13 protein-coding genes are annotated in these 21,410 nt (G+C 69.4%); 6 read left to right on the forward strand and 7 right to left on the reverse strand.

Annotated features, from left to right (window positions below; genetic code table 11):
* Window positions 1-191: 191 nt before the first annotated feature.
* Window positions 192-3,434, forward strand: coding sequence for a glycoside hydrolase family 3 C-terminal domain-containing protein (locus tag IZR01_RS08845; RefSeq protein ID WP_194923550.1), 3,243 nt, complete (start codon window positions 192-194; stop codon window positions 3,432-3,434).
* Window positions 3,435-3,442: 8 nt separating this feature from the next.
* Window positions 3,443-7,069 carry a TIM-barrel domain-containing protein gene (locus tag IZR01_RS08850; RefSeq protein WP_194923551.1) on the forward strand — a complete coding sequence of 1,209 codons (3,627 nt, stop codon included), beginning with the start codon at window positions 3,443-3,445 and terminating at the stop codon, window positions 7,067-7,069.
* A 77-nt stretch (window positions 7,070-7,146) separates the two neighbouring features.
* Here the strand turns inward: IZR01_RS08850 and IZR01_RS08855 are convergent, their stop codons facing one another.
* The 4 genes from IZR01_RS08855 to IZR01_RS08870 all read right to left on the reverse strand — a co-directional run bounded on the left by IZR01_RS08855 (window position 7,147) and on the right by IZR01_RS08870 (window position 11,619).
* Complete coding sequence (locus IZR01_RS08855) at window positions 7,147-7,515, reverse strand: hypothetical protein (protein ID WP_194923552.1); 369 nt, start codon at window positions 7,513-7,515, stop codon at window positions 7,147-7,149.
* Window positions 7,516-7,616: 101 nt separating this feature from the next.
* Complete coding sequence (locus IZR01_RS08860; protein WP_323746956.1) at window positions 7,617-8,261, reverse strand: DUF1684 domain-containing protein; 645 nt, start codon at window positions 8,259-8,261, stop codon at window positions 7,617-7,619.
* Window positions 8,262-8,266: 5 nt separating this feature from the next.
* Complete coding sequence (locus tag IZR01_RS53060; protein ID WP_194923554.1) at window positions 8,267-9,259, reverse strand: Gfo/Idh/MocA family protein; 993 nt, start codon at window positions 9,257-9,259, stop codon at window positions 8,267-8,269.
* Between the two features lie 95 nt (window positions 9,260-9,354).
* On the reverse strand, window positions 9,355-11,619 hold the full coding sequence (locus IZR01_RS08870) for a discoidin domain-containing protein (RefSeq protein WP_194923555.1): 2,265 nt from the start codon (window positions 11,617-11,619) through the stop codon (window positions 9,355-9,357).
* A 245-nt stretch (window positions 11,620-11,864) separates the two neighbouring features.
* Here IZR01_RS08870 and IZR01_RS08875 point away from each other — a divergent pair, with 245 nt between their 5' ends.
* Together IZR01_RS08875 and IZR01_RS08880 are read left to right on the forward strand one after the other, a co-directional pair.
* Window positions 11,865-14,861 carry a galactose-binding domain-containing protein gene (locus tag IZR01_RS08875; protein WP_194923556.1) on the forward strand — a complete coding sequence of 999 codons (2,997 nt, stop codon included), beginning with the start codon at window positions 11,865-11,867 and terminating at the stop codon, window positions 14,859-14,861.
* Window positions 14,862-14,874: 13 nt separating this feature from the next.
* The gene (locus tag IZR01_RS08880) at window positions 14,875-16,629 is read left to right on the forward strand and encodes a discoidin domain-containing protein (RefSeq protein ID WP_194891860.1); all 1,755 of its coding nucleotides are present in this window, start codon (window positions 14,875-14,877) and stop codon (window positions 16,627-16,629) included.
* Between the two features lie 626 nt (window positions 16,630-17,255).
* On the opposite strand, the gene IZR01_RS08885 is transcribed toward IZR01_RS08880, so the two are convergent.
* Window positions 17,256-18,011: an RICIN domain-containing protein gene (locus tag IZR01_RS08885; protein WP_194923557.1), complete on the reverse strand. Its 756-nt coding sequence runs from the start codon at window positions 18,009-18,011 to the stop codon at window positions 17,256-17,258.
* 78 nt (window positions 18,012-18,089) lie between these two features.
* Window positions 18,090-18,725: a hypothetical protein gene (locus tag IZR01_RS08890; protein WP_194923558.1), complete on the reverse strand. Its 636-nt coding sequence runs from the start codon at window positions 18,723-18,725 to the stop codon at window positions 18,090-18,092.
* A gap of 3 nt (window positions 18,726-18,728) precedes the next feature.
* Between IZR01_RS08890 and IZR01_RS08895 the strand changes: the two genes are divergently transcribed.
* Both IZR01_RS08895 and IZR01_RS08900 read left to right on the forward strand, forming a co-directional pair.
* Window positions 18,729-19,325: a SigE family RNA polymerase sigma factor gene (locus IZR01_RS08895; protein ID WP_194891857.1), complete on the forward strand. Its 597-nt coding sequence runs from the start codon at window positions 18,729-18,731 to the stop codon at window positions 19,323-19,325.
* Window positions 19,322-19,852 (forward strand): hypothetical protein, encoded by a 531-nt coding sequence (locus tag IZR01_RS08900; protein WP_194923559.1) that lies wholly within the window; start codon window positions 19,322-19,324, stop codon window positions 19,850-19,852. The genes IZR01_RS08895 and IZR01_RS08900 overlap by 4 nt, the downstream gene beginning before the upstream one ends.
* Before the next feature lie 34 nt (window positions 19,853-19,886).
* On the opposite strand, the gene IZR01_RS08905 is transcribed toward IZR01_RS08900, so the two are convergent.
* A complete protein-coding gene (locus IZR01_RS08905; RefSeq protein ID WP_194923560.1) occupies window positions 19,887-21,383 on the reverse strand; it encodes a glycosyl hydrolase family 79 C-terminal domain-containing protein in 1,497 nt (498 codons plus the stop codon).
* Window positions 21,384-21,410 lie beyond the last annotated feature (27 nt).

Below are 21,410 nucleotides of genomic sequence, written 5' to 3' on the forward strand. Positions count from 1 at the left end.
TGGTCCGGTGCTTTCGTGAGGTATTGACAGCCGCACGTCGCAGGTGTTTCATCCGCGTTACGCATCGGTTGTTGGTGGCTACAACAAACCCCTGCCGACGGCGGCCCTCTCGCCGTCCCCGGCCGCGGCTCGACCCCGCGCGGCGCCACCTCCCGCACCGGCCACTGTTTCCGCATGTCCCCGGAGGCACCATGCCAGGCACCACGCCCAGATCCGCCACCAGGGCCAGCCGCACGCCCAGATCCCGGCTCGTCCGGGCCCGAGTGGGTGTGGCGCTGGCCGCGCTGTCGGCGTCCGTGATCGCGACGTACGCCGCCACGCCCGGCGCGCAGGCCGCGCAGTCCGCCCCGGCCGCGTCCACCGCTTGTCCCTGGGTCGGTTCGAGCGCGCCGATCCCACAACGGGTGAGCCAGGTGCTCTCGCATATGACGCTGGCCCAGAAGGTCCAGCTGATGACCGGGACCGGCGGCTCCAGCTACGTCGGGTTCACCCCGGCCATCGGCTCGTTGTGCATCCCGGCGATGAACCTGGAGGACGGCCCGGCCGGGGTCGCCGACGGCATGAACAACGTCACCCAGTTGCCCGCGCCGGTCGACATCGCAGCGACCTTCGACACCTCCGCCGAGCAGAGCTTCGGGCAGGTGATCGGTGCCGAGCAGTCGGCCAAGGGCACGACCGTCGATCTGGGCCCGACCATCAACATCGTCCGCGACCCGCGGTGGGGCCGGGCCTTCGAGTCGGTCGGCGAAGACCCCTATCTCAACGGGCAGATGGGCGCGGCCGACATCCGGGGCGTGCAGTCGACCGGGACGATGGCGCAGGTGAAGCACCTGGCCGCGTACAACCAGGAGACGAACCGCAACACCCCCTCGGACAACGTGATCGCCTCCGACCAGACGTTGCAGGAGATCTACCTGCCCGCCTTCCAGACCTCGGTGCAGCAGGGCGCCGCGTCGTCGGTGATGTGCTCCTACAGCACCATCAACGGCACCTACGCCTGCCAGGACCCCGACATCCTCAACACCGCGCTGCGCCAGCAGTTCGGCTTCTCCGGCTTCGTCACCTCCGACTGGGGCGCCACCCACTCCGGCGCCCCGGCCGTGAACGCCGGCCTGGACCAGGACATGCCCGGTGACAACACCAACTTCGGCAGCTCCCTGATATCGGCCGTCAACGCCGGCCAGGTGTCGCAGTCGGTGATCGACACCTCGGTCTCCCGGATCCTCACCCAGGAGTTCGCCTTCGGACTGTTCGACAGGCCGCCCGTGGGCTCACCGGCCGGGACCGCGACCGACGCCGCCGATCAGGCGACCGGGGAACACCTGGCGGAGCAGGGCACGGTGCTGTTGAAGAATTCGGGGAACGTCCTGCCGCTGGGCTCGGGCAACTCCTCGATCGCCGTCATCGGCGCCGACGCCTCGACCAGCGTGCAGAGCGCCGGCGGCGGCAGTGCGAGCGTCAACTCCAGCGGCACGGTGACCCCGTTGCAGGGCATCACCAGTGCGGCGCCCGCAGGTACGACCGTGGCCTACAACGACGGCACCAACAGCGGTTCGGCTGCCTCGCTGGCAGCCAGCTCCAGCGTCGCAGTGGTCTTCGTCAGCAACGCCGAGTCCGAGGGCAGCGACCTGTCGGGCATCGACCTGTCCGCCTCGGACAACGCGCTGATCTCCGCGGTGGCCACCGCGAACCCGAACACCATCGTGGTCCTGAACACCGGCTCGGCGGTCACCATGCCGTGGCTGTCCTCGGTCAAGGGCGTGCTGGAGGCCTGGTACCCGGGGCAGAGCGACGGCACGGCGATCGCGAACGTGTTGTTCGGCACCACCAATCCCTCGGGCCACCTGCCGGTGACGTTCCCGACGTCGCTGTCCCAGGTCCCGGCGAGCACCAGCGCGCAGTGGCCGGGCGTCAACGGCCAGGTGCAGTACTCCGAGGGGGTGGACGTCGGCTACCGCTGGTATGACAGCAAGGGCCTGACGCCGTTGTTCCCGTTCGGATACGGCCTGTCCTACACCAGCTTCTCCTACTCGAACCTGCACATCAGCTCCCTGCCACAGGGCGGCGCGGCGACCGTCACGGCCACCGTGACCAACACCGGCAGCCGCGAGGGTGCCGACGTCGCGCAGTTGTACGTCACCGACCCGGCGGCCTCGGGCCAGCCGCCGCGCCAGCTTGAGGGCTTCGCGCGGGTGGACCTCCAGCCCGGCCAGAGCCAGACGGTGTCCTTCCCGGTCACCGAGCAGAACCTGCGCTACTGGAGCACCAGCGCGAACAACTGGGCCACCAGCACCGGCGGCTACGGCATCGCGGTCGGCGATGCTGACTCCGCCTCGGCGCTCGGGCTGTCCGGCACGCTCTCCGTGGCCGCGAACCAGCTCGGCCAGCCGGTGAGCGTCACCAGCCCGGGCCCGCAGGAAGGCCTGGCCGGCGCGGCAGCCTCGGTGCAGGTGACGGCCGGCGATTCGACCGCGGGTCAGACTCCTGAGTTCACCGCGACCGGCCTGCCCGCCGGTGTGTCGATCTCCTCCTCCGGTCAGATCACCGGCACGCCGACGACCGCCGGCACCACCACCGTCACCGTGACCGCCAAGGACGCCGACGGCGCGCAGGCGACCACGACCTTCCTGTGGACCGTCACGCCCTCGACAGCCGGGGTCCCGACGACGCCGCTGGTCGGGTATCAGGGTCTTTGCCTGGACGTGACCGGGGCCAACAACGCCGACGGCACGGCCGTCGAGGTCTTCACCTGCAACGGCACCAACTCCCAGCAGTGGACCGAGGAATCCGACGGCACGGTTCGCTCGCTGGGCAAGTGCCTGGACGTCGCTGCCGGTGGCACCGCGAACGGCACCGCGGTCGACCTGTACACCTGCAACAACACCGGCGCACAGCAGTGGCAGCCGCAGACCAACGGCACGCTGCGCAACCCGGCGTCCGGCCGCTGCCTGGACGACACCGGCTCCGGCCTTTCGGGGACGAAGGTCCAGATCTTGGACTGCTCCGGCGCGCCGAATCAGGAGTGGATCTCTCCGGCGGGCTCCTCCACGGGCACCGGAACCGGCCCGATCACCGGCTACCAGGGCCTGTGTGTCGACGTGCGCAGCGCCAGCAGTGCCGACCGCACTCCGGTTCAGGTCTACACGTGCAACAACACCAACGCCCAGCAGTGGACGGTGGCTTCGAACGGCACCTTGCAGGCTCTGGGCAAATGCATGGACGTGAACGGCGCCGGTACCGCGAACGGCACCCTCGTCCAGCTCTACACCTGCAACAACACCGTCGCTCAGGTCTGGCAGCCGCAGAGCAACGGCGAACTGCTCAACCCCAACTCCGGCAGGTGCCTGGACGATACGAGCTCCGGCGGATCGGGTACGCAGTTGCAGATCTATGACTGCAACGACGGCGCGAACCAGAAGTGGACGCTGTCATGAAGCGCGTCATGAGGAGCGTTACGAAGCGCGCGACCAAGCGCGCGACCAAGCATGCCGTGCGGCGCCGCCTGCCGCTTATCAGCGGGCTGATCTCGGCGGCCCTGATCGCCGCGGTCATCCCGGCCGCCGCGCAGACGGCGACCTCGGATTCGTCCCCGGTCAACCTGTCCAACCCGATCAACATGGCGAACGGCAAGGCCGCGTCCCAGGCCACCGTCGTCCAGGGCGACGCGCGCTTCGAGGTGCTGACGCCCGGCGTGATCCGGATGGAGTACTCGCCGACCGGCGGCTTCCTGGACGATCCGACCTTCGACATCATGGACCGCGCCTTCACGGTCCCGTCCTTCACCAGCAAAGTGGCGAACGGCCAGCTCACCATCACCACCAGCGCGATGACGCTGACGTACCAGGTCGGCTCCGGCCCGTTCACCGCGGTCAACACGAAGATGCGGCTGCTCGGCGCGCTGCCGCCGGGGGCGTCGGCGAACGTCACGCCGACGTGGGGCGGGGAGTGCACGTTCGGCCAGTCCTGCCAGGCCGGCGCCGCCTCGCTGGGCGGTGGCGCGTCGATCGCTGACAACCACACCGGCTACCAGAGCCCGCCGGGGTTCGTCGCGGGCCTGACCGCCACCGGCGCGGACGCGTCGTGGCGGGTGCTGGGCACCACGGCCGGCGCGGCGAACGTCACCATCCGGTACGCCAACAACAAGGGCGGTGACGGCAACACCGAGACCCGGACCGAGGACCTGGTCGTCAACGGCGTCACCACCCAGGTCAGCTTCCCGGCCACGGCGAGCTGGGACGACTGGTCGACGGTCACCGTCCCGGTGACGCTGGCCGGCGGTACCGACACCGTCGCGATGAACTGCGACAGCGGCGACAGCTGCAACGTGAACGCCGACGACGTCTCGGTGACCGCACCCGGCGCGAGCGCGGCCCCGTTCGCCCCGGCCAACCCGCTCGGCGGCTACATCCGTTCCTACGACTCGGTCAACGGCTCCTACTCCGGCGGCCCCTCCTGCGCCAGCGGCCAGAGCGGCGACGCCTGCACCGCGAACATCCCGCAAATGGCCTCCGGTCTGCTCGACCAGTCCGGCTGGTACCTGCTGGACGACTCCCAGACCTCGGTCTGGACCTCGGACGGCTGGGTGGCGAACCGCCCGACCGGAGACGTCCAGGACGGCTACCTGTTCGGCTACGGGCAGAACTTCACCGGCGCGCTGGGCGACCTGGCCAAGCTGACCGGGCCGTCGACGCTGCCCGACGAGTCGGTGTTCGGGAACTGGTTCTCCCGCTACTACGGTTATTCGACCTCTGATTATCAGGGCACGATCTTGCCGCAGTTCCAGGCCAACGGCGTCTCACTGGACGACCTGTCGGTCGACACCGACTGGAAGAGCCCGAACACCTGGAACGGTTGGGAGTGGAACTCCTCGCTGTTCCCCGATCCGACCGCCTTCACCGACTGGGCCAAGGCCCAGGGCATCGACGTCGCGCTCAACGTGCACTCCGCGATCGCGACGAACGACCCGCTCTACTCCCAGGCCCAGGACATCGCCGGCAACACGCTCTCGGTTCAGTCCGGCTGCGCCAACGGCGGGGACTGCGCGGTCTGGGACTGGGGCAACGTGGCGCAGGCCGAGTCGTACTTCGCCACCGCCGACCCGACTCAGAACGCTGTCGGGATGACCTGGCTGGACTGGTGCTGCGACAACAGCGGCGTGTTCTCCCAGCCCGGCGTCACCCCCGACGCGTGGATCAACTACCTGACCGCGCGGCAGATGGTGAACAACGGCGACCGCGGCTTCGACCTGGCCCGGGTCGGCGCCTCGAACCAGAACTCGCAGGCCGGCGCCTACGCCGCCGGCCCCTGGGCCGACCACCGCTCGGCGATCGCCTTCACCGGCGACAGTCAGGGCACGTGGAACGAGCTGGCCAGCGAGGCGCAACTCGCGCAGGACGAGGGGAGCATCGGCGAGCCCTACGTCAGCGATGACATCGGCAGCTTCCTGGGCTCGAACGACGGCAACGCGAACGTGCCGGACGATCTGTATCTGCGGTGGATGCAGCTGGGGACGTTCCAGCCGATCATGCGCGAGCACTCGAACAGCGGGCAGAACGCGCGGCTGCCGTGGCAGTACGACGCCGCGACGCAGGCGGTCGGCGACAACTTCATGCAGCTGCGCGAGGAGCTGGTGCCGTACCTGTACACGCTGGCCGCGCAGTCCAGCGGCAGCGGAATCCCGATGACGCAGGCCCTGTATCTGAACTATCCCGGCCAGCCCGCCGCTTACACCAACCCGACCGAGTACACGCTCGGCGCCAACGTGCTGGTCGCACCGGTCACCCAGCCCGGTGCCGACGTCACCACGCAGGTCTGGTTCCCGCCGGGCACGTGGCAGGACTACTTCACCGGCGCCACGTTCACCGGGCCGGGGACGCAGAGCATTAACACGCCGACCAGCCGGATGCCGGTGTTCGTCAAGGAGGGCGGCATCATCTCGTTGCAGCCCTCGAACGGACAGGCGACCAGCGCCGGCTCCGCGCCGATCACGGTGCAGGTGCACGCCGGCGCGAACGGCTCGTACTCGCTGTACGACGACGCCGGGACCGGCCTCGGCTACCAGTCGGGGCAGTCGACGCAGACCCCGATCGCCTACACCGAGAACGCCTCCGGGGCGAGCTCCACGCTGACGATCTCGCCGGCCACCGGCTCCTACCAGGGCGCGCCGAGCAGCCGGAACTACACGCTCGCCCTGGTCGACGAGTCGCAGCCGAGCTCGGTGCAGATCAACGGGCAGACGCTGTCGTCCTCGCAGTGGAGCTACAACAGCGCCAGCGACACGTTGCAGGTGCCGCTCGGCGCGGTCGCGACCTCGTCCAGCCTCACGATCACCCAGACCGGCGGCACTCCCGTGCAGCGCTCGGAGCCGAGCACCCCGACCATCACCTCCAGCTCCCCAGCCACCGCCTCGGCCGGGCAGCAGGTCACGGTCACCGGCAGCGGCTTCGGCGCCAGCCAGGGCAGCAGCTACCTGACGTTCAGTGACAACGGCACCAACTGGGGCGCGCCGGGCGACCTGGCCGGCTTCACCGTGAACAGCTGGAGCGACAGCGCCATCACGTTCACGGTCCCGCAGCCGTCCGGCTCGAACAACGAGTGGGCCGTCACGCCTGGAACCACCGCCACGGTCTCGGTGACGACCGGCGCCGGGACTTCGAGCACGAATAAGGTCGCGATCGGTTCCGGGAGCCCGCCGACAGGACAGGTGACCGGATATCAGGGCTTGTGCTTGGACGATCGGAACGCCGTCACCACGGACGCCAACCCGGTGCAGGTCTACACGTGCGACCAGACGAACGCCCAGCAGTGGACGGTCGAGAACAACGGCACGCTACAGACGCTGGGCAAGTGCCTGGACGTGCAGGGCGGCAACACGGGGAACTCGACTCTGGTGCAGCTGTACACGTGCAACAACTCCGGGGCGCAGAACTGGTCGCCGCAGCCGAACGGGGAGCTGGTCAACCCGCAGTCCGGGAAGTGCCTGGACGACAGCGCCTCCGGCGGCTCCGGGACGCAGCTGATCATCTACGACTGCGACGCCGGGGCGAATCAGGAGTGGGTGTTGCCCTGACGCTGACCTTGACTTGGTGAATCGAGTGGCCCCGCGGAACTCCTGCGGGGCCACTCGATTTCACAGAGCGGGGCCAGTCAGGAGAAGACCACCGAGCGCACCTTCAGGCGCTCGCTGCCGCGGCCGGTCAGCGGCCGCAGGCTGAAGTGGTTGCCGTCGCAGTCCGCGTCGCTGAAGACGACGGCGGTCGAGTTGGTGCGATTCCTCGGCGAGTCCGCCGGCGGCAGCACCTCGTGGTCACCGGTGACCTGCGGAAGGTCGACGCACTCCCGAGCCTCGGGGTCCACCAACTCGGCATCGTGCCGGTTCCCGTGGTGGTCGGTCCAGACGTAGCTGAACGTGCCCTGGGTGTGGTGGCGGTGGCTGGCGGCCATGGCCGAGGGGGCGCCGGCCAGGATGCCCAGGCCGGCGGCCGCGGCGACGGCGAGTGCACTGCGGAGTCTCATCGAACTGCCCTTCTGCGAATTGATCTTGCGCATAGTCTTTCGGACAGCCGCGCCGCGGGCCGGGAGCGACACGCAAGATCATGCAGACGCCGCGCATCACCTCAGGGCATGCGCTCACCAGCGCGGATCGCCGCGGAGATGGTGTTCCCAGGCGGCGCGAGCGGGCAGACCCACTCGGGGCTGTAGCGGCAGGAGGGGTGATACAGGAAGTTGAGATCGATGGTCAGCGTCGTGTCCGAGCCGCCGAGGTCGGCACCCTTGGCCGTGTCCAGCAGGTAGCGCCCGCCGCCGTAGCTTCCGTTCCCCGCGGTGCCGTCGCGCAACGGCAGGAACAATCCGCCTCCGTACTGCGCCAGCCACCACACGTCGAGCCCGGCGCCGAACGGTTCGGGCAGCTCCACCCGCCCGATTCGGACCAGGTCCGTGACCTCGTCGCCGCCGGTCGGCACGGCCATCTGCTCGGGGGCGGCGGCGGGATCGGTGGAACGGTCGGTGGCGCGGTCGGCGGCCGGAAGCAGCGGCAGTTCGAACCGCAGGCTCGGGTCGTAGGGCCAGTACGGCAGGCCGGTGTCCCGGAGCGGATCGCCTGGCGGCAGCGAGCTTTGCGGGTGCGTGCGGAACAGCGTGTCGCGGCCGGCGCGCCACGTCGCATGCCCCGCCTCGGGGCTCTCGGCGTTGCGGATGGCCGCGTACAACTCGTTGACCTGCCGCCGCCAGTCGGCCAGCTCCAGTTCTGCGACGCTCACGACGCTCATCCCCGGCCCTCCGGATAGACCACGCCGACCTGCCCCCGCACCGTGTCCATCGTCCGCATCACGGCGAGCGTCTCCGACCACGGCGCCAGCGGGCTCTCGCGCAGCCCTTCCCGCAGGCACCGCTGCGCCTCGATCGCCTCGTGGGCCATGCCCCCGGCCAGGTACGGCGCCTCGACCCGTTCGACGAGATCGCCCTGGCGGAACACCGAGAAGCCGGAGGGGGAGGTGAACCCGCGTCCGAACTCGATCCGGCCCTCGCTCCCGGCCACCGTCGCGCTCCACGTGCCGTCCGCCGACAGCGAGCAGGTCAGCGCCGAGACGCCGCCGCCGGGGTGGACGAGGGTGACGGCGGTCGTGTCGTCGACGCCCTCCGGGGTCAAGGTGGCGACCGCCTGCACGACGCTCGGTGTGCCGAAGACCAGCTGCGAGATCGCGAGCGGGTAGACGCCGAGGTCCAGCAGCGCGCCGCCGCCGAGCGCCGGGTTGCGCATCCGGTGCTCGGGGCCGCCTTCGAAGACGACGGAGAAGTCGGCCGTGACCAGCCGCGGCTCCCCGATGGCCCCGGCCCGCACCATCTCGACCATCCGCAGCACGGCCGGCACGCAGCGGGTCCACATCGCCTCCATGAAGAAGACGCCCGCGGCCTCGGCGCGCCGGCACAGGTCCTCGGCCTGCGCGGCGTCCAACGTGAGCGGCTTCTCGCACAGCACCGCCTTGCCCGCGTCCAGACACAGCGCGGAGGCCTCGTGGTGGGCCGAATGCGGGGTGGCGACGTAGACGATGTCGACCTCGGGATCGGCGGCCAGCTCGGCCCACGAGCCGTAGGCCCGCGGGATCCCGTGCCGGTCGGCGAAGGCCTTCGCCGAGTCGAGCGTGCGCGATCCGACCGCCACCACCTCGGCGTCGTCGAGCGTCAGCAGGTCCTTGGTGAAGGTGGCGGCGATGGAGCCGGTCGCGAGGATGCCCCAGCGGATCTTGGTGTGCGTCACCGCGCCAGGATACGTGGCGGTCCGGGCCGGCTCCCGGGGAGATCGAATCCCGGGAGCCGGCCGGACTGTGTACTCAGGGATAGTTCAGGGCCGGATCAGGGATAGCTGACCACGTCAGACGGCCCCCCGAACGCCGAGCTCACCGCCTTCCCGGTCCCGTTGACCACCGAGTCGATCCCGCCCGAGCCGTTCAGGAACACCGTCAGCAGGTCGTGCAGCTGCACCCCGGAGGTCTGCGGCACCTGGAACGCCATCGCGTTGTGGATGTCCGCACCCTGGTCGAAGTAGCTGTAGCTGCCCAAGCCATAGCCCTGGAAGGAGGTGACGGAGTTGGGCACGAACAGCGCCGGATACCCCTTCTGCGACGCCGAAGCCATCCACGCGGCCTGGTTGGGGACCTCGTACGGGTTCTCGTTCTGGAAGAAGACCACCGTTCCGTTCTGGCCGTTCCAGTCCACCTCGTTCTGCTGGAAGTGCTCGACCGCCAGTCCGTAGGACGTCACGCGGTTGCCGTTCACCACCAGCCCGGTCGGGCTCTGGTCCCCGGTCCACGTCCCGGCACCCGCGCCGTGGTCCGCGCGCCAGATCCACACGTCGTCCAGCAGCGAGTCGTTGCTGTCGTCGACCAGCGGCGTGGTCGCCGAGCCCGCGGTCGCGCCGCCGACGCGGAAGAACACGTCGTCCAGCGACACCGGGTCGGAACTGTGGTTGGTGGTGGAGCCCGCGGTGCCGACCTGGAGCAGCGAGGGCGAGGTGGTCGCCCCGGCGTCGAAGATCAGGCCGCTGACGGTGACGCCGCTGACGTCCGCGACGCTCAGCGCGGTGTTGCCGCTGGTCGGGACCAGGGTGGCGAAGCCCAGACCGACGATCTGGGTGTCCGGCCTGGTGACGGCGATCGTCGACGGGAGGTTGTAGACACCCGGGGTGAACAGCAGGTTGTCACCGGCGGCCAGGGCCGCGTTGATCTGGTCCACCGTCGCCGACGGCTGCACCACGAAGAACGTGTTCAGCGACAGCGACGTCCCCGGGGTCTGGCCGCCGGTCCAGGTGGGACCGTTGGAGTTGGTGGCCAGGGACGGGACGAACACGTTGTAGTTCCCGCCAGAGTCCTGATAAAGATACGGCGCCTCCCGCGTGACCGGGCACGTCGCCAGCGTCGTGTACGGCGGCGGACCGCCGGACAAGCCGGAGTTCGAGGCGAAGCTCTGCGCCGGCGCGCCGGGGTCGCCGCAGAACACCTGGTTCCACACGCCGTTGCTCCAGCCGTCCAGCGCGGAGTCCCGGGTGATGTACTGCTGCTGCGAGCCGTTGGTGACCGTGCCGCCGGTGAACTGCGAGTCGGCGATGAAGCCGCCGCTGGAGTAGCCGGGGCCGCCGACGCAGTAGTCCATCAGGCTCAGGTTGCCGTTGACGTGTACTCGGCGCATCGGCGCGGCCTGCGAGACCGCCCAGAAGTCGTCGCCGTTCTGGCAGCCGGACATCCCCATGACGTTGATCGTCAGGTTGGTCAGCGAGCGCCAGAAATTGGTGGTCGCGTTGCAGGTGCCGCCGGAGCACTGGTTGTAGGAGTCGACGGTGCCGTTGATGGTGACGTCACCGGGGTTCCGGCCGAGCCCGGCGACGGCCTCGTAGTACCCGACCGTGAAGATCAGCGGGGTGGCCGCCGAGCCGTACGTCCCGGGCTCGAACAGCAACTCGTAGCGGCCGGTGCCGAACTCGCTGGGCACCTGCTGGTCCGAGATCGAGTTCAGCGTCGCCTGAATCGAGGACTGCGTCATCGACGGGCTGAACACGATCACGTTCGAGCCGAGCGACCCGCCGGTCGGCGGTGGGGGAGTGCCGCCTCCGCCGTTGCTACTGCCGTAGATGCTGAGTTCCCATAGGGAGTAGCCGTAGCCGGTGTTGCGGGCGGTGCCGTACATGCGGATGTAACGTCCGCTGCCGGTCACGTTCAGGGTTTCGGTGCCGCCGGGTCCTGTGGTCGTGGAGTAGATCGGGGTCCAGGTGGTGCCGTCGGTGGAGGTCTGGATCTGGTAGGCCTTGCCGGAGGCGGTCTCCCAGTTCAACACCACCTGGCAGATGGCCTGGGTGGAACCCAGATCCACCTGGAGCCATTGTGGGTCAGAGAACTGCGACGACCAGCGTGTCCCGGTGTTCCCGTCCACCGCGGCGGATGCCGGATAGCCGGCACCCTCCAGCGACGAGGCGGTCGCGGTCTTGTTCAAAGCCAGATTCGTGCCGGTGTTACAACTGGCCGCCGACGCGGCCTTCGCTCCCCATGACGGCACGGACAAGACGGCCAGCATCAGTGTGAGAACGACGAACAAAGCAGCCCGTGGACGGGCCGAAGCATTACTCATGTGCTCTCCAAGGCGTGTGGGGATTGCGGAACCGAAGAGAGCGCCCTCGGGCCTTAAACGTGGCGCACGTGTTACGGACTGTCAATACGGATCCGGTTCCGGAACTGGTTTCGGAACCGCTACCGAAACCAGTTCCGGAACCGGTTCCCTCTTGACACCCTCCATCAGAGGGCTGACGATTCAGGACCGAAGGGGCGCCCTCCCCGCACGGTCATCCCACCGTCCGCCACCCGCGTAGGAGGGTCATGAATCCCGCACGAAGGTCGTCCGCTTTACTGCTCATCCTGGCCATGCTGCTGGCCGTCGTGTCGGTGCCGTCGCTGAGCGCGCGCCGCGCGTCGGCGGCCAGTTGTAACACCGGCACGAATCTGGCTTTGAACAAGACCGCGACCGCCTCGTCGCTGGAGGGTGCCGGCTATCCGGCATCCGCCGCGGTGGACGGGAACACCGGGACACGCTGGTCGTCGCAGTTCTCTGACCCACAATGGCTCCAGGTGGATCTGGGTTCCACCCAGGCCATCTGCCAGGTGGTGTTGAACTGGGAGACCGCCTCCGGCAAGGCCTACCAGATCCAGACCTCCACCGACGGCACCACCTGGACCCCGATCTACTCCACGACCACAGGACCCGGCGGCACCGAAACCCTGAACGTGACCGGCAGCGGACGTTACATCCGCATGTACGGCACCGCCCGCAACACCGGCTACGGCTACTCCCTATGGGAACTCAGCATCTACGGCAGCGGCAGTAGCACTCCGCCGCCGCCCGCCTGGAACCTGCTCTGGCAGGACAACTTCGCCGGCGCGGCCGGTACCGCTCCGTCCTCGGCCAACTGGATCGAGGACACCGGCCACAACTCCCCGGGCGGACCGGCGGATTGGGGTACCGGCGAGGTGGAATCCGCGTCGTCTTCGACCGCAAACGTTTCCGTGGACGGCGGCGGTCATCTGAACATCACAGCCCTCGAAGACGGCAGCGGGAACTGGACGTCCGGGCGCATCGAGACGCAGCGCTCTGACTTCGCCGCACCGGCCGGCGGCATGCTGGAGGTCACCGCGAGCATCAAGCAGCCGAACGTCGCGGACCCGGCCGGCTACTGGCCCGCGTTCTGGGCGCTGGGCAGCGGTTCGCGCACCGGCGGCGGCACCTGGCCGGCCATCGGCGAGACCGACATCCTGGAGAACGTCAACGGCCACCAGACCAGCTCCTCGGGCCTGCACTGTGGGACCGCGCCGAACGGACCGTGCAACGAGTCCAGCGGCCGTGGCAGCGGTCTGCGAACCTGCACCGGCTGCCTGACCGACTACCACACCTACACCGAGGTCATCGACCGCACGCAGGCCGACGAGCAGATCCGGTTCTCGGTCGACGGCCAGCTCACCTGGACCGTCAGCGAGAGCCAGGTCGGCGTCACCACCTGGCAGGCGGCCGTGGACCACGGCTTCTTCCTGATCCTGGACCTGGCGATCGGCGGCTCCTGGCCGAACGCCGACTGCGGCTGCACCTCGCCGAACGCCGCCACCACCTCCGGCGGCACCCTGAGCGTCGGACCGGTCTCGGTCTACACCACCACCGGCCCGGCCCCGACCCCGCTCACGCCGCCGCCGCCGGCCAGCGGGGCGAACGTCGTCAAGGTCACCGGCGGCCAGGGGAACTGGCAGCTGACCGTGAACGGGGCGCCGTACCAGGTCAAGGGGGTGACCTGGGGTCCCGGCAACGCCGCGGGGGACGGCTACCTCGCCGACGCGGCCTCGATGGGCGTCAACACCATCCGCACCTGGGGCACCGACGGCACGTCGCAACCATTGCTCGACGCGGCCGCGGCGCGCGGCATCAAGGTCATCAACGGGTTCTGGCTGAATCAGGGGGCGGACTACCTCAACGACACCGCCTACAAAACCAGCACCCTGAGCACCATCGAGCAGTACGTCAACCAGTACAAGAACGATCCCGGAACCCTGATGTGGGACGTCGGCAACGAGGTCATCAACACCGCGGGGAACTACACCTACCCCAACGGCGCGACCGTCGAGCAGGAGCGCGACGCCTACGCGCAGTACGTGGAGCAGATCACCGAGGCCATCCATTCCATCGACCCCAACCATCCGGTCACCTCGACGGACGCGTGGACCGGCGCGTGGCCGTACTACAAGCAGTACACGCCGAGTCTGGGCCTGCTCGCCGTGAACTCCTACGGCGCGGTGTGCAACGTGAACACCGACTGGGTCAACGGCGGCTATACGAAGCCTTACATCGTCACCGAGAGCGGTGACCCCGGCGAGTGGGAGGTGCCGAACGACGCCAACGGCGTTCCGAGCGAGCCCACCGACCAGCAGCAGCGCGACGGCTACACCACGGCCTGGAACTGCATCGCCGGCCACCCCGGCGTCTCGTTCGGCGGGACGCTGTTCAACTACGGTGTCGAGAACGACTTCGGCGGCGTCTGGTTCAACCTGCTCACCGGTGGCTGGAAGCGGCTGTCGTACTACTCGGTGAAGCAGGCGTTCACCGGGCAGGCGCAGACGAATACGCCCCCTGAGATCACATCGATGACGCTGAGCAATACCGCGAGCGTTCCTTCCGGCGGCCAGTTCACGGTGAACGTCGCGGCGAACAACCCGACCGGCGACACCCTGAGCTACAACGTCGCGTTGTCCGGCAAGTACGTCAACGGCGGGACCGCGTTGCAGTCGCCGTCCAGCTACACCCAGACCGGACCTGGGGCGTTCACCATCACCGCGCCGAAGACCCTGGGTGTGTGGAAGGTGTACGTGTACGTCTACGACCAGCACGGTGGCGTCGGCATCCAGTCCGCGTCGTTCCGGGTGGTCGCGCCGCCGGTTGCCGGCACGAACGTGGCGCTGGGCAAGCCGACTACCGCGTCGTCGTTCCAGGCCGCCGGCAACGGCCAGACGTACGTCGCGGCGAACGCCACCGACGGGAACTGGTCCACGCGCTGGGCCAGTGACTGGAGCGATCCGCAGTGGATCCAGGTGGACCTGGGTCAGCCCACTGCGATCAAGCACGTCCAGCTGGGCTGGGAGTCCGCTTACGGGCAGGCGTACCAGATCCAGGTGTCGAACGACGGCACGAACTGGACCACGGTGTACAGCACCACGACCGGCACCGGCGGAGTCGACGACTTCGACGTCGCCGGGACCGGCCGCTATGTGCGGATGTACGGCACCCAACGGGGAACCGCCTACGGCTACTCGCTCTACGAATTCGGGATCTATGCCTGACCGGAGGACGATCATGTATGACAGAAGGCGGCCGCTACGCCGGCGGCCACAGCTCATCGTGGCACTCATCATCGCGTTGCTGGCCAGTGTGCTCGGCTTCAACGCGGCCACCGGGACCAAGGCTCGCGCCGCGTCCTGCGATACGACGACGAACCTGGCGCTGAACAAGACGGCCACGGCTTCCTCGGTGGAGAGCGACGCGTTTCCGGCCTCGGCCGCCGTGGACGGGAACACCGGGACCCGATGGTCTTCGCAGTTCTCTGATCCGCAGTGGCTCCAGGTGGATCTGGGGAGCACTCAGAGCATCTGCCAGGTCGTGCTGACGTGGGAGACCGCGTCGGCCAAGGCGTATGAGATCCAGACCTCGCCGGACGGGACCACGTGGACGTCGATCTACTCCACGACCACCGGCCCCGGCGGTACCGAGACGCTGAACGTCACCGGCAGCGGTCGGTACATCCGGATGTACGGGACGGCGCGGAACACGGCCTATGGCTACTCGCTGTTCGAGTTCGCCGCTTACGGCCCGCCGGGATCGAGCAACGGTTCGTGTGCCGACAATGCGGCGCTGAACCGGCCGGCCACCGCTTCCTCGGAGGAGAACGCGGACTTCCCGGCCTCGGCCGCCGTGGACGGGAACACCGGGACGCGCTGGTCTTCGCAGTTCTCTGATCCGCAGTGGCTCCAGGTGGATCTGGGGACGTCGCAGGCCATCTGCGGGGTGACCCTGAACTGGGAGGCCGCGTACGGGAAGGCGTACCAGATCCAGACCTCGGACGACGGCACCACGTGGACGACGGTCTACTCCACGACCACCGGGGCCGGCGGCGTGGAGAACCTGACGGTCAGCGGGACCGGGCGGTACGTGCGGATGTACGGGACGCAGCGCGCGACGGCCTACGGCTACTCGCTGTGGGAGTTCGCGGTGCTGACCGCCGCGTCGACGACCGACCCGTTCTGGGGCGACCCCAGCACGATCCCGCCGGCGCAGAACGTGATGATGGTGAAGATCCTGAACCGGACCAACGGCAAGTACCCGGACAGCCAGGTCTACTGGAGCTTCGACGGGCAGACGCACTCGATCGCCGACCAGCCGTACCTCGACATGCCGGTCAACAGCTCGGGGCGGATGTACTTCTACCTCGGCTCGCCGACCAGCCCGTACTACGACTTCATCGAGTTCACGGTCGGCCCCAACCAGTTCAACGGCAACACCACCCGGGTCGACGCCTTCGGGCTGAAGCTGGCGATGCGGCTGCACACCCACGACGGGTACGACGTGCAGGTGGGGGAGACGCAGTCGGTGTTCGCCGAGGACCGGTCGGTGACCTTCCAGCGGTTCATCAACTCGGTGCCGCCGGAGTTCAAGGTACTGGCCCAGACCCAGGCCCCGTACCGCATCATCGCCCCCGGCAGCGACCCCAGCTTCCAGGCCGGCGGCGCGAACGCGAACTACTTCACGGCCTACGCCGCCTCGGCGGGCGTGAACGAGACCACGCAGAACATCTTCGGCTGCGCGGGCTCGATGGCGAGCAACCCGACGATGTGCGCCGCGCTGAACCGGCACGTCGCCACACTCCCGGCGGCACAGCAGCAGGACCCGAGCCAGTACTACCAGGCGGCGCCGGCGAACTACTACGCGCAGTTCTGGCACGAGAACGCGATCAACGGCCTGGCGTACGGGTTCCCGTATGACGACGTGGACGGACAGTCGTCGTACATCTCGCACGCCAATCCGCAGTGGCTGGAGATCGCGGTGGGTTGGTGATGGTGATCTGACGCTTGGGCGATAGGCGGCGGGGCTCGGGTTCAGGTCCGGGTCCCGCCGCTTCTGCGGCTAGAAGAACGAGCCGCCGTCGTGGGAGGAAGAGCTCGAATCGTGCGATGACGAGCTCGTATCGTGGTGCGATGAGCTCGTGTCATGGTGCGACGAGTTTGAACCGTGGTGCGACGAGCTTGTGTCGTGGTGCGACGAGCTTGAACCGTGGTGCGATGAGTTTGTGTCGTGGTGCGAGGACCCGCCGTGGTGGTGCGACGATCCCGAATCGGCGTAGTCGATTCCCTGGGGGATGTATCCGTCCGATCCCTGCGAGGTAGTCGGAGGTGTCGGATACGTCGGATACGTCGGGGGAACAGGCGAGTAGGAGACGGGCTTGGTCGTGGTGCTGGGCGGCGTTTGGAAAGTCTTGGCTGTCCAGCTGCCCGATCTGGAGGTGCCCGATCTATTGGCCTTCGCCAAGCTTCGCAACACGAGGATGACCACCAGCACCACAACTATCGCCGCAACCATGGCTGGGCCTCCGTTCCGGAGCGATCGCTACGCTCGCAAGGCTTCTCAGTTACCCTCTGCGCTCGAACGTAACCGCCGCCCTGCCCGTGCGGCCCACCGGCGCGTCACGGCGTGGCGGTCCACTGGTCCAGGAACGCCCACAGGTGGTCGTCCAGGCCGAAGTTTGCCCACGAGCCGTTGTAGCAGCCGTAGATGGTCAGGGGTGCGTTCATGGCCCAGTCGGCGCCGGCGACCGTGTCCAACTCGTTGGCGAAGCCGCTGACGTCCAGGCACTGGCCGCCGCTGGTCGGGGCGATGACCGTGGAGCCGCTGGCCTTGAAGTTCTCGAAGACCGAGCCCAGGGCCATGCCGCCGGGGGCGGTCATGTTCCAGACCGACCATTCCTGGTTGTCGTTGGCCGGGTTGGAGTTGCAGTTGTAGACGTAGAGGTGGGTGCCGGCCGGGTCCGAGCCGTAGCCGGGGAGGTCCAGGCACAGGCCGGACTTGTCGTTCACGACCTCGTAGAGCTGGACGCCGCTGACCACGCGGGTCGGGTTCAGGTGGAAGTCCTGGTTGTCGCCGCTCTCGCTGGTGTCGCAGGGGTACTGCGAGACCGGGGTGTTGACACCGACACTGCCGTAACCGGGCAGGTCCATGCACTGGCCGGTCCAGTTGTCGTGGATCGTGGTGGAGACGTTGGCCGAGTTGACGGCTGATGCGGTGACGCCCCCGGCGGTCGCCGTCACGGTTCCGGCGGTCGCTTGGCGCGCTGTCGCGTGGCCGGCCGTCGCCGCCCAAGCCTGCGGTGCCGCGAGCAGCGCCAGCGCCGAGGCGCCGAGCAGGGCTGCCATGCGGTGCCGGGTGGTATGGGAGTCAGACATGGTGTGTCCCTTCGGTCTGCGGGCTGGGCTCTGCCACAGTGCCCCTGGCGCATGGGGGATCGGGAGGGCTCGGACGGTTCAGGAAGTGCCCGGGGAGAACCGGAAGGCTGGCATCAGCAGACGAACCGTTTCAGCCCGGACACGACCGAGACGCTCATCAAGGAACTCCCTCAAGAAAGTCGGGGACCGTGTCAACGAGGCCGCGCGCAGGCGTCGTTGATGAGGGCGTGGCAGGGCGACGGGCCCGCCGACAGGAGGGTGTGACATGGCGAATCCCAGGAAGCGGAACCTGCGGAAGACGGGTATCGGGGTGGGTCTGGGCGTGCTCGCCGTGACCGGAGTCAGCATCGGGGTCTCGCAGGCGGCGTCGGCCGGCGGCAGTGGCAGTGGTAGCGGCAGCGGTCCGGCGACGTCGGCGCAGACCGGGCCGTCGGCGGCGCCCTCGGTGCCCGGCGGTCCGCAGCCCTCGGCGTCCGCCTCGGCCGTGCCGTCCACGCTGCCGCCCACGACGTGGCAGGGCAGCACCGGTCCGTCGGCGTCGCGCTCGGCCGCGCCGGTGCCGTCGGCTTCGGCCTCGGCATCGAGCGGATCACGGCCGTCGGCGATGCCCTCCGCGCCCCAGCCCTCGCGCTCGGCCGCCCCGGTGCCCTCGGCGTCGCGCTCGGCCGCTCCGGAACCGTCGGCCTCGGCTTCGGCGTCGCACTGACGGATCAACTGGTGTACCGTCCAGTCCCCGCGGCCGCCGGGCCGGCCGCGTCGGGGCCGGGCGTGGCTGACGGGAGCGCGGTGTTGGGAAAGCGGGCGGAGCCGGACTTCGAGGCCTTCGCACGGGCAAGCATGCACAGACTCCTGCGCACGGCCGTCTTCCTGGTCGACGACCGGCACATCGCTGAGGACCTGGTGCAGGTGTCGCTGGAGCGCACGGCGCGGCACTGGCGGCGGATCGGCCACGACAATCCCGAGGCGTACGCCCGCAAAGTCCTGGTGAACCTGGCGATCGACCGTTCCCGCAAGCTCAGACGCGGCCGGGACACCCCGATCGGCGACGCCACCGACCTGGACCTGCTCGGCTCCGGCCGGGACGCGCTCGCCCCGCCCGGGGACGCCGACGCCTCCGGCGACCTGGCCGCCGGCCTGGCCGCGCTCCCGGCCCGGCAGCGGGCGGTCGTGGTGCTGCGGTACTGGTGCGATCTGGACGAGCGCGAGATCGCCCACACCCTGGGCATCTCGGTCGGCTCGGTGAAGACCCACGCGTCCCGGGCGCTCAAAGCGCTCCACGGCCGACTGACCTCGACAAGTGAGGTGCCACGATGAGCGACGAAGGGCAGCGGGAGGCGCTGCGTTCCCAGGCACTGCGATCCCACTTCGCCACCCGGGCCGAGGAGATCCAGCCCTCGGCGGAACTGGCCCGCCGGGTGGCCGCGATCCGGCCGCCGGCCCGGGGGCGGCGGCTGCCGCTGCGGATGTCGGCGCTGGCCCTCGGCGGGGTCGCGGTCGGCGCGGTGGCGGTCGCCGTCGTGCTGGCCGGCCATCCGGCGCCCGCGTCCGAGCACCCGGGCCCGCTGGCGCCGCCGAGGACCACGACGACCGTGATCGCGCCGGGCCCGTCCGCGACGCCCGGGACGACCGACGGCGACGGCCACGGCGGCCCCAGCGCGTCGGCGTCGGCTTCGTCACCGACCGGACAGGGACAGACGACGGGACGGGGACAGTCGACCGGACAGGGACAGTCGACCGGACAGCCGATGGGACCGACGCCGAGCGGAAGCCTCACCGGATCGCTGCCGGAGACTCCCAGCTCGGCCGCAGACTCCGTACCGACCGCACCCTCCGCACACTGAGCCTGACACTGAGCCCGGCAGCTCGTGGGCCTCGTCAGCTGAATCGGATGATCACAGCACTCCCCGCCCGCACTGTCACGCTCGCGCTGCCGTGCCGCACCGCCACCGGTGTCGGCCGCGGCGCCGGGAACGCCCCGTGCGCCCCGACCTGCCCGCCACCGAGCGTGATCCCGGACGTGGCCGCCAAACCGTCCGGCGACGTCGTGGCCAGCGCGGTGAGGCTGCCGTGCCGCAACCCCTTCAGGCCCAAGGCCAGGTCGACGGTCGTCGCCTGGTGACTCGCCGGGTCCTGTACGTCGTCGAGCACGACCGTCAGGTGGCCGCCGTCGCGGACGGCGTAGGCGCGCACGTCGGCGGAGTCCGGATCGTCCAGCGCCACGAAGTCGCCGCCGCCGACGAGCTCGGTCGCGAGCATCCCGTAGTACAGCGGCCGCGCCGTCAGATCTCCGGTCGTCGGGCACAGCGGGGTGTACGGATCGCAACCGGCGGCGTTGGTGCCGTCCATGAACTCGGCGCTGGCGACGCCGTCCTGCGCGAGCAGGAGGTTGTAGTCCAGAGCCCACAACGCGGAGGCGAACGTGTCGCTCACCCCGGCCGTCCCGGCGCACACCGTCGAGTTGGTCTCGGTCATCGCGGCCGGCACGTGGAGCTGGCGGGCCGCGCTCAAAGCCGCCTGCGCGTTGGCGTTCTCGTACTGCACCGACGCCGTTCCGAGCAGCTGCGCGATGGTCGCGACCGAACCGCCGCACGCGCTGGTCGGGTAGGTGTGGTCGGTGACCATCGAGACGTCGGGATGCGCGGCGTCGGCCGCGGCGAACCCGCCGAGCCAGGAGCTGTGGTTGGTCTCGGCGTCCGGCCCGGTCAGCGCGACGCCCGGGGCGGCCGCGCGGATCGCCGAGGCGTAGGTCTCGAAGTCGGCGTAGTACGCGGCCGGGTTCGCCTCGTAGAAGTTGGGCTCGTTGCCGACCTCGACGGCCAGCAGTGACCGGCCGAAGATCTGGCGTGCGTACCGGGCCTCGTCGGCGGCCCGGGCCGGATCGGGGTGCTTGAGGTTCACCGCGAGGATCACCTTCCAGCCGGTCGCCTTCGCGATCGCGGCCAGCGGCTGGAGCTTGGCCGGGGTGATGGTGCCCGAGGTCGCCCAGCTCGGCGCGGTCTCGCCGGTCGAGGTCCAGAACGTGGTGTCGCCGGAGTTGCCGCCGACCCGCAGGGTCCCGCCGGGACCGAGGGTGCTGAGATACCCGGCCAGGTCGGTGCTGGAGTAGTTGTCGGCGGCGACGGTCGCCGCGCCGAAGGAGAGGCCGACGAACCCCGGGTTCAGCCGGTGGCCGGTCTGGTCGGGGTGGACGGTGATGGCCAGGCCCGCCGCTGCCGACGCGGCGGCTCCCGTAGCCGGGTCGGCCGAGGTGCCGGACGCCTGTGCCGTCCCAGCGCCGATCGAAGCCCCGCCGATCAGAGCCCCGCCGGTCAGGGCAGCGGCGACCACAGCGGTGCCGAGGGCCGTGGTGCGCCTACGCGTACTGATTCTCATGACACGGCAATGTCGTACGCGCATACG

It is taken from the genome of Catenulispora pinisilvae (genome assembly GCF_015356865.1).
Classification (GTDB): Bacteria; Actinomycetota; Actinomycetes; order Streptomycetales; family Catenulisporaceae; genus Catenulispora; species Catenulispora pinisilvae.

What these genes read in the sequence shown, in the direction of transcription:
- IZR01_RS08905 (WP_194923560.1), bottom strand. Translation starts at nt 21,383, where the DNA reads ATGAGAATCAGTACGCGTAGGCGCACCACGGCCCTCGGCACCGCTGTG.
- IZR01_RS08850 (WP_194923551.1), top strand. Translation starts at nt 3,443, where the DNA reads ATGAGGAGCGTTACGAAGCGCGCGACCAAGCGCGCGACCAAGCATGCC.
- IZR01_RS08870 (WP_194923555.1), bottom strand. Translation starts at nt 11,619, where the DNA reads ATGAGTAATGCTTCGGCCCGTCCACGGGCTGCTTTGTTCGTCGTTCTC.
- IZR01_RS08845 (WP_194923550.1), top strand. Translation starts at nt 192, where the DNA reads ATGCCAGGCACCACGCCCAGATCCGCCACCAGGGCCAGCCGCACGCCC.
- IZR01_RS08855 (WP_194923552.1), bottom strand. Translation starts at nt 7,515, where the DNA reads ATGAGACTCCGCAGTGCACTCGCCGTCGCCGCGGCCGCCGGCCTGGGC.
- IZR01_RS08880 (WP_194891860.1), top strand. Translation starts at nt 14,875, where the DNA reads ATGTATGACAGAAGGCGGCCGCTACGCCGGCGGCCACAGCTCATCGTG.
- IZR01_RS08900 (WP_194923559.1), top strand. Translation starts at nt 19,322, where the DNA reads ATGAGCGACGAAGGGCAGCGGGAGGCGCTGCGTTCCCAGGCACTGCGA.
- IZR01_RS08875 (WP_194923556.1), top strand. Translation starts at nt 11,865, where the DNA reads ATGAATCCCGCACGAAGGTCGTCCGCTTTACTGCTCATCCTGGCCATG.
- IZR01_RS08885 (WP_194923557.1), bottom strand. Translation starts at nt 18,011, where the DNA reads ATGTCTGACTCCCATACCACCCGGCACCGCATGGCAGCCCTGCTCGGC.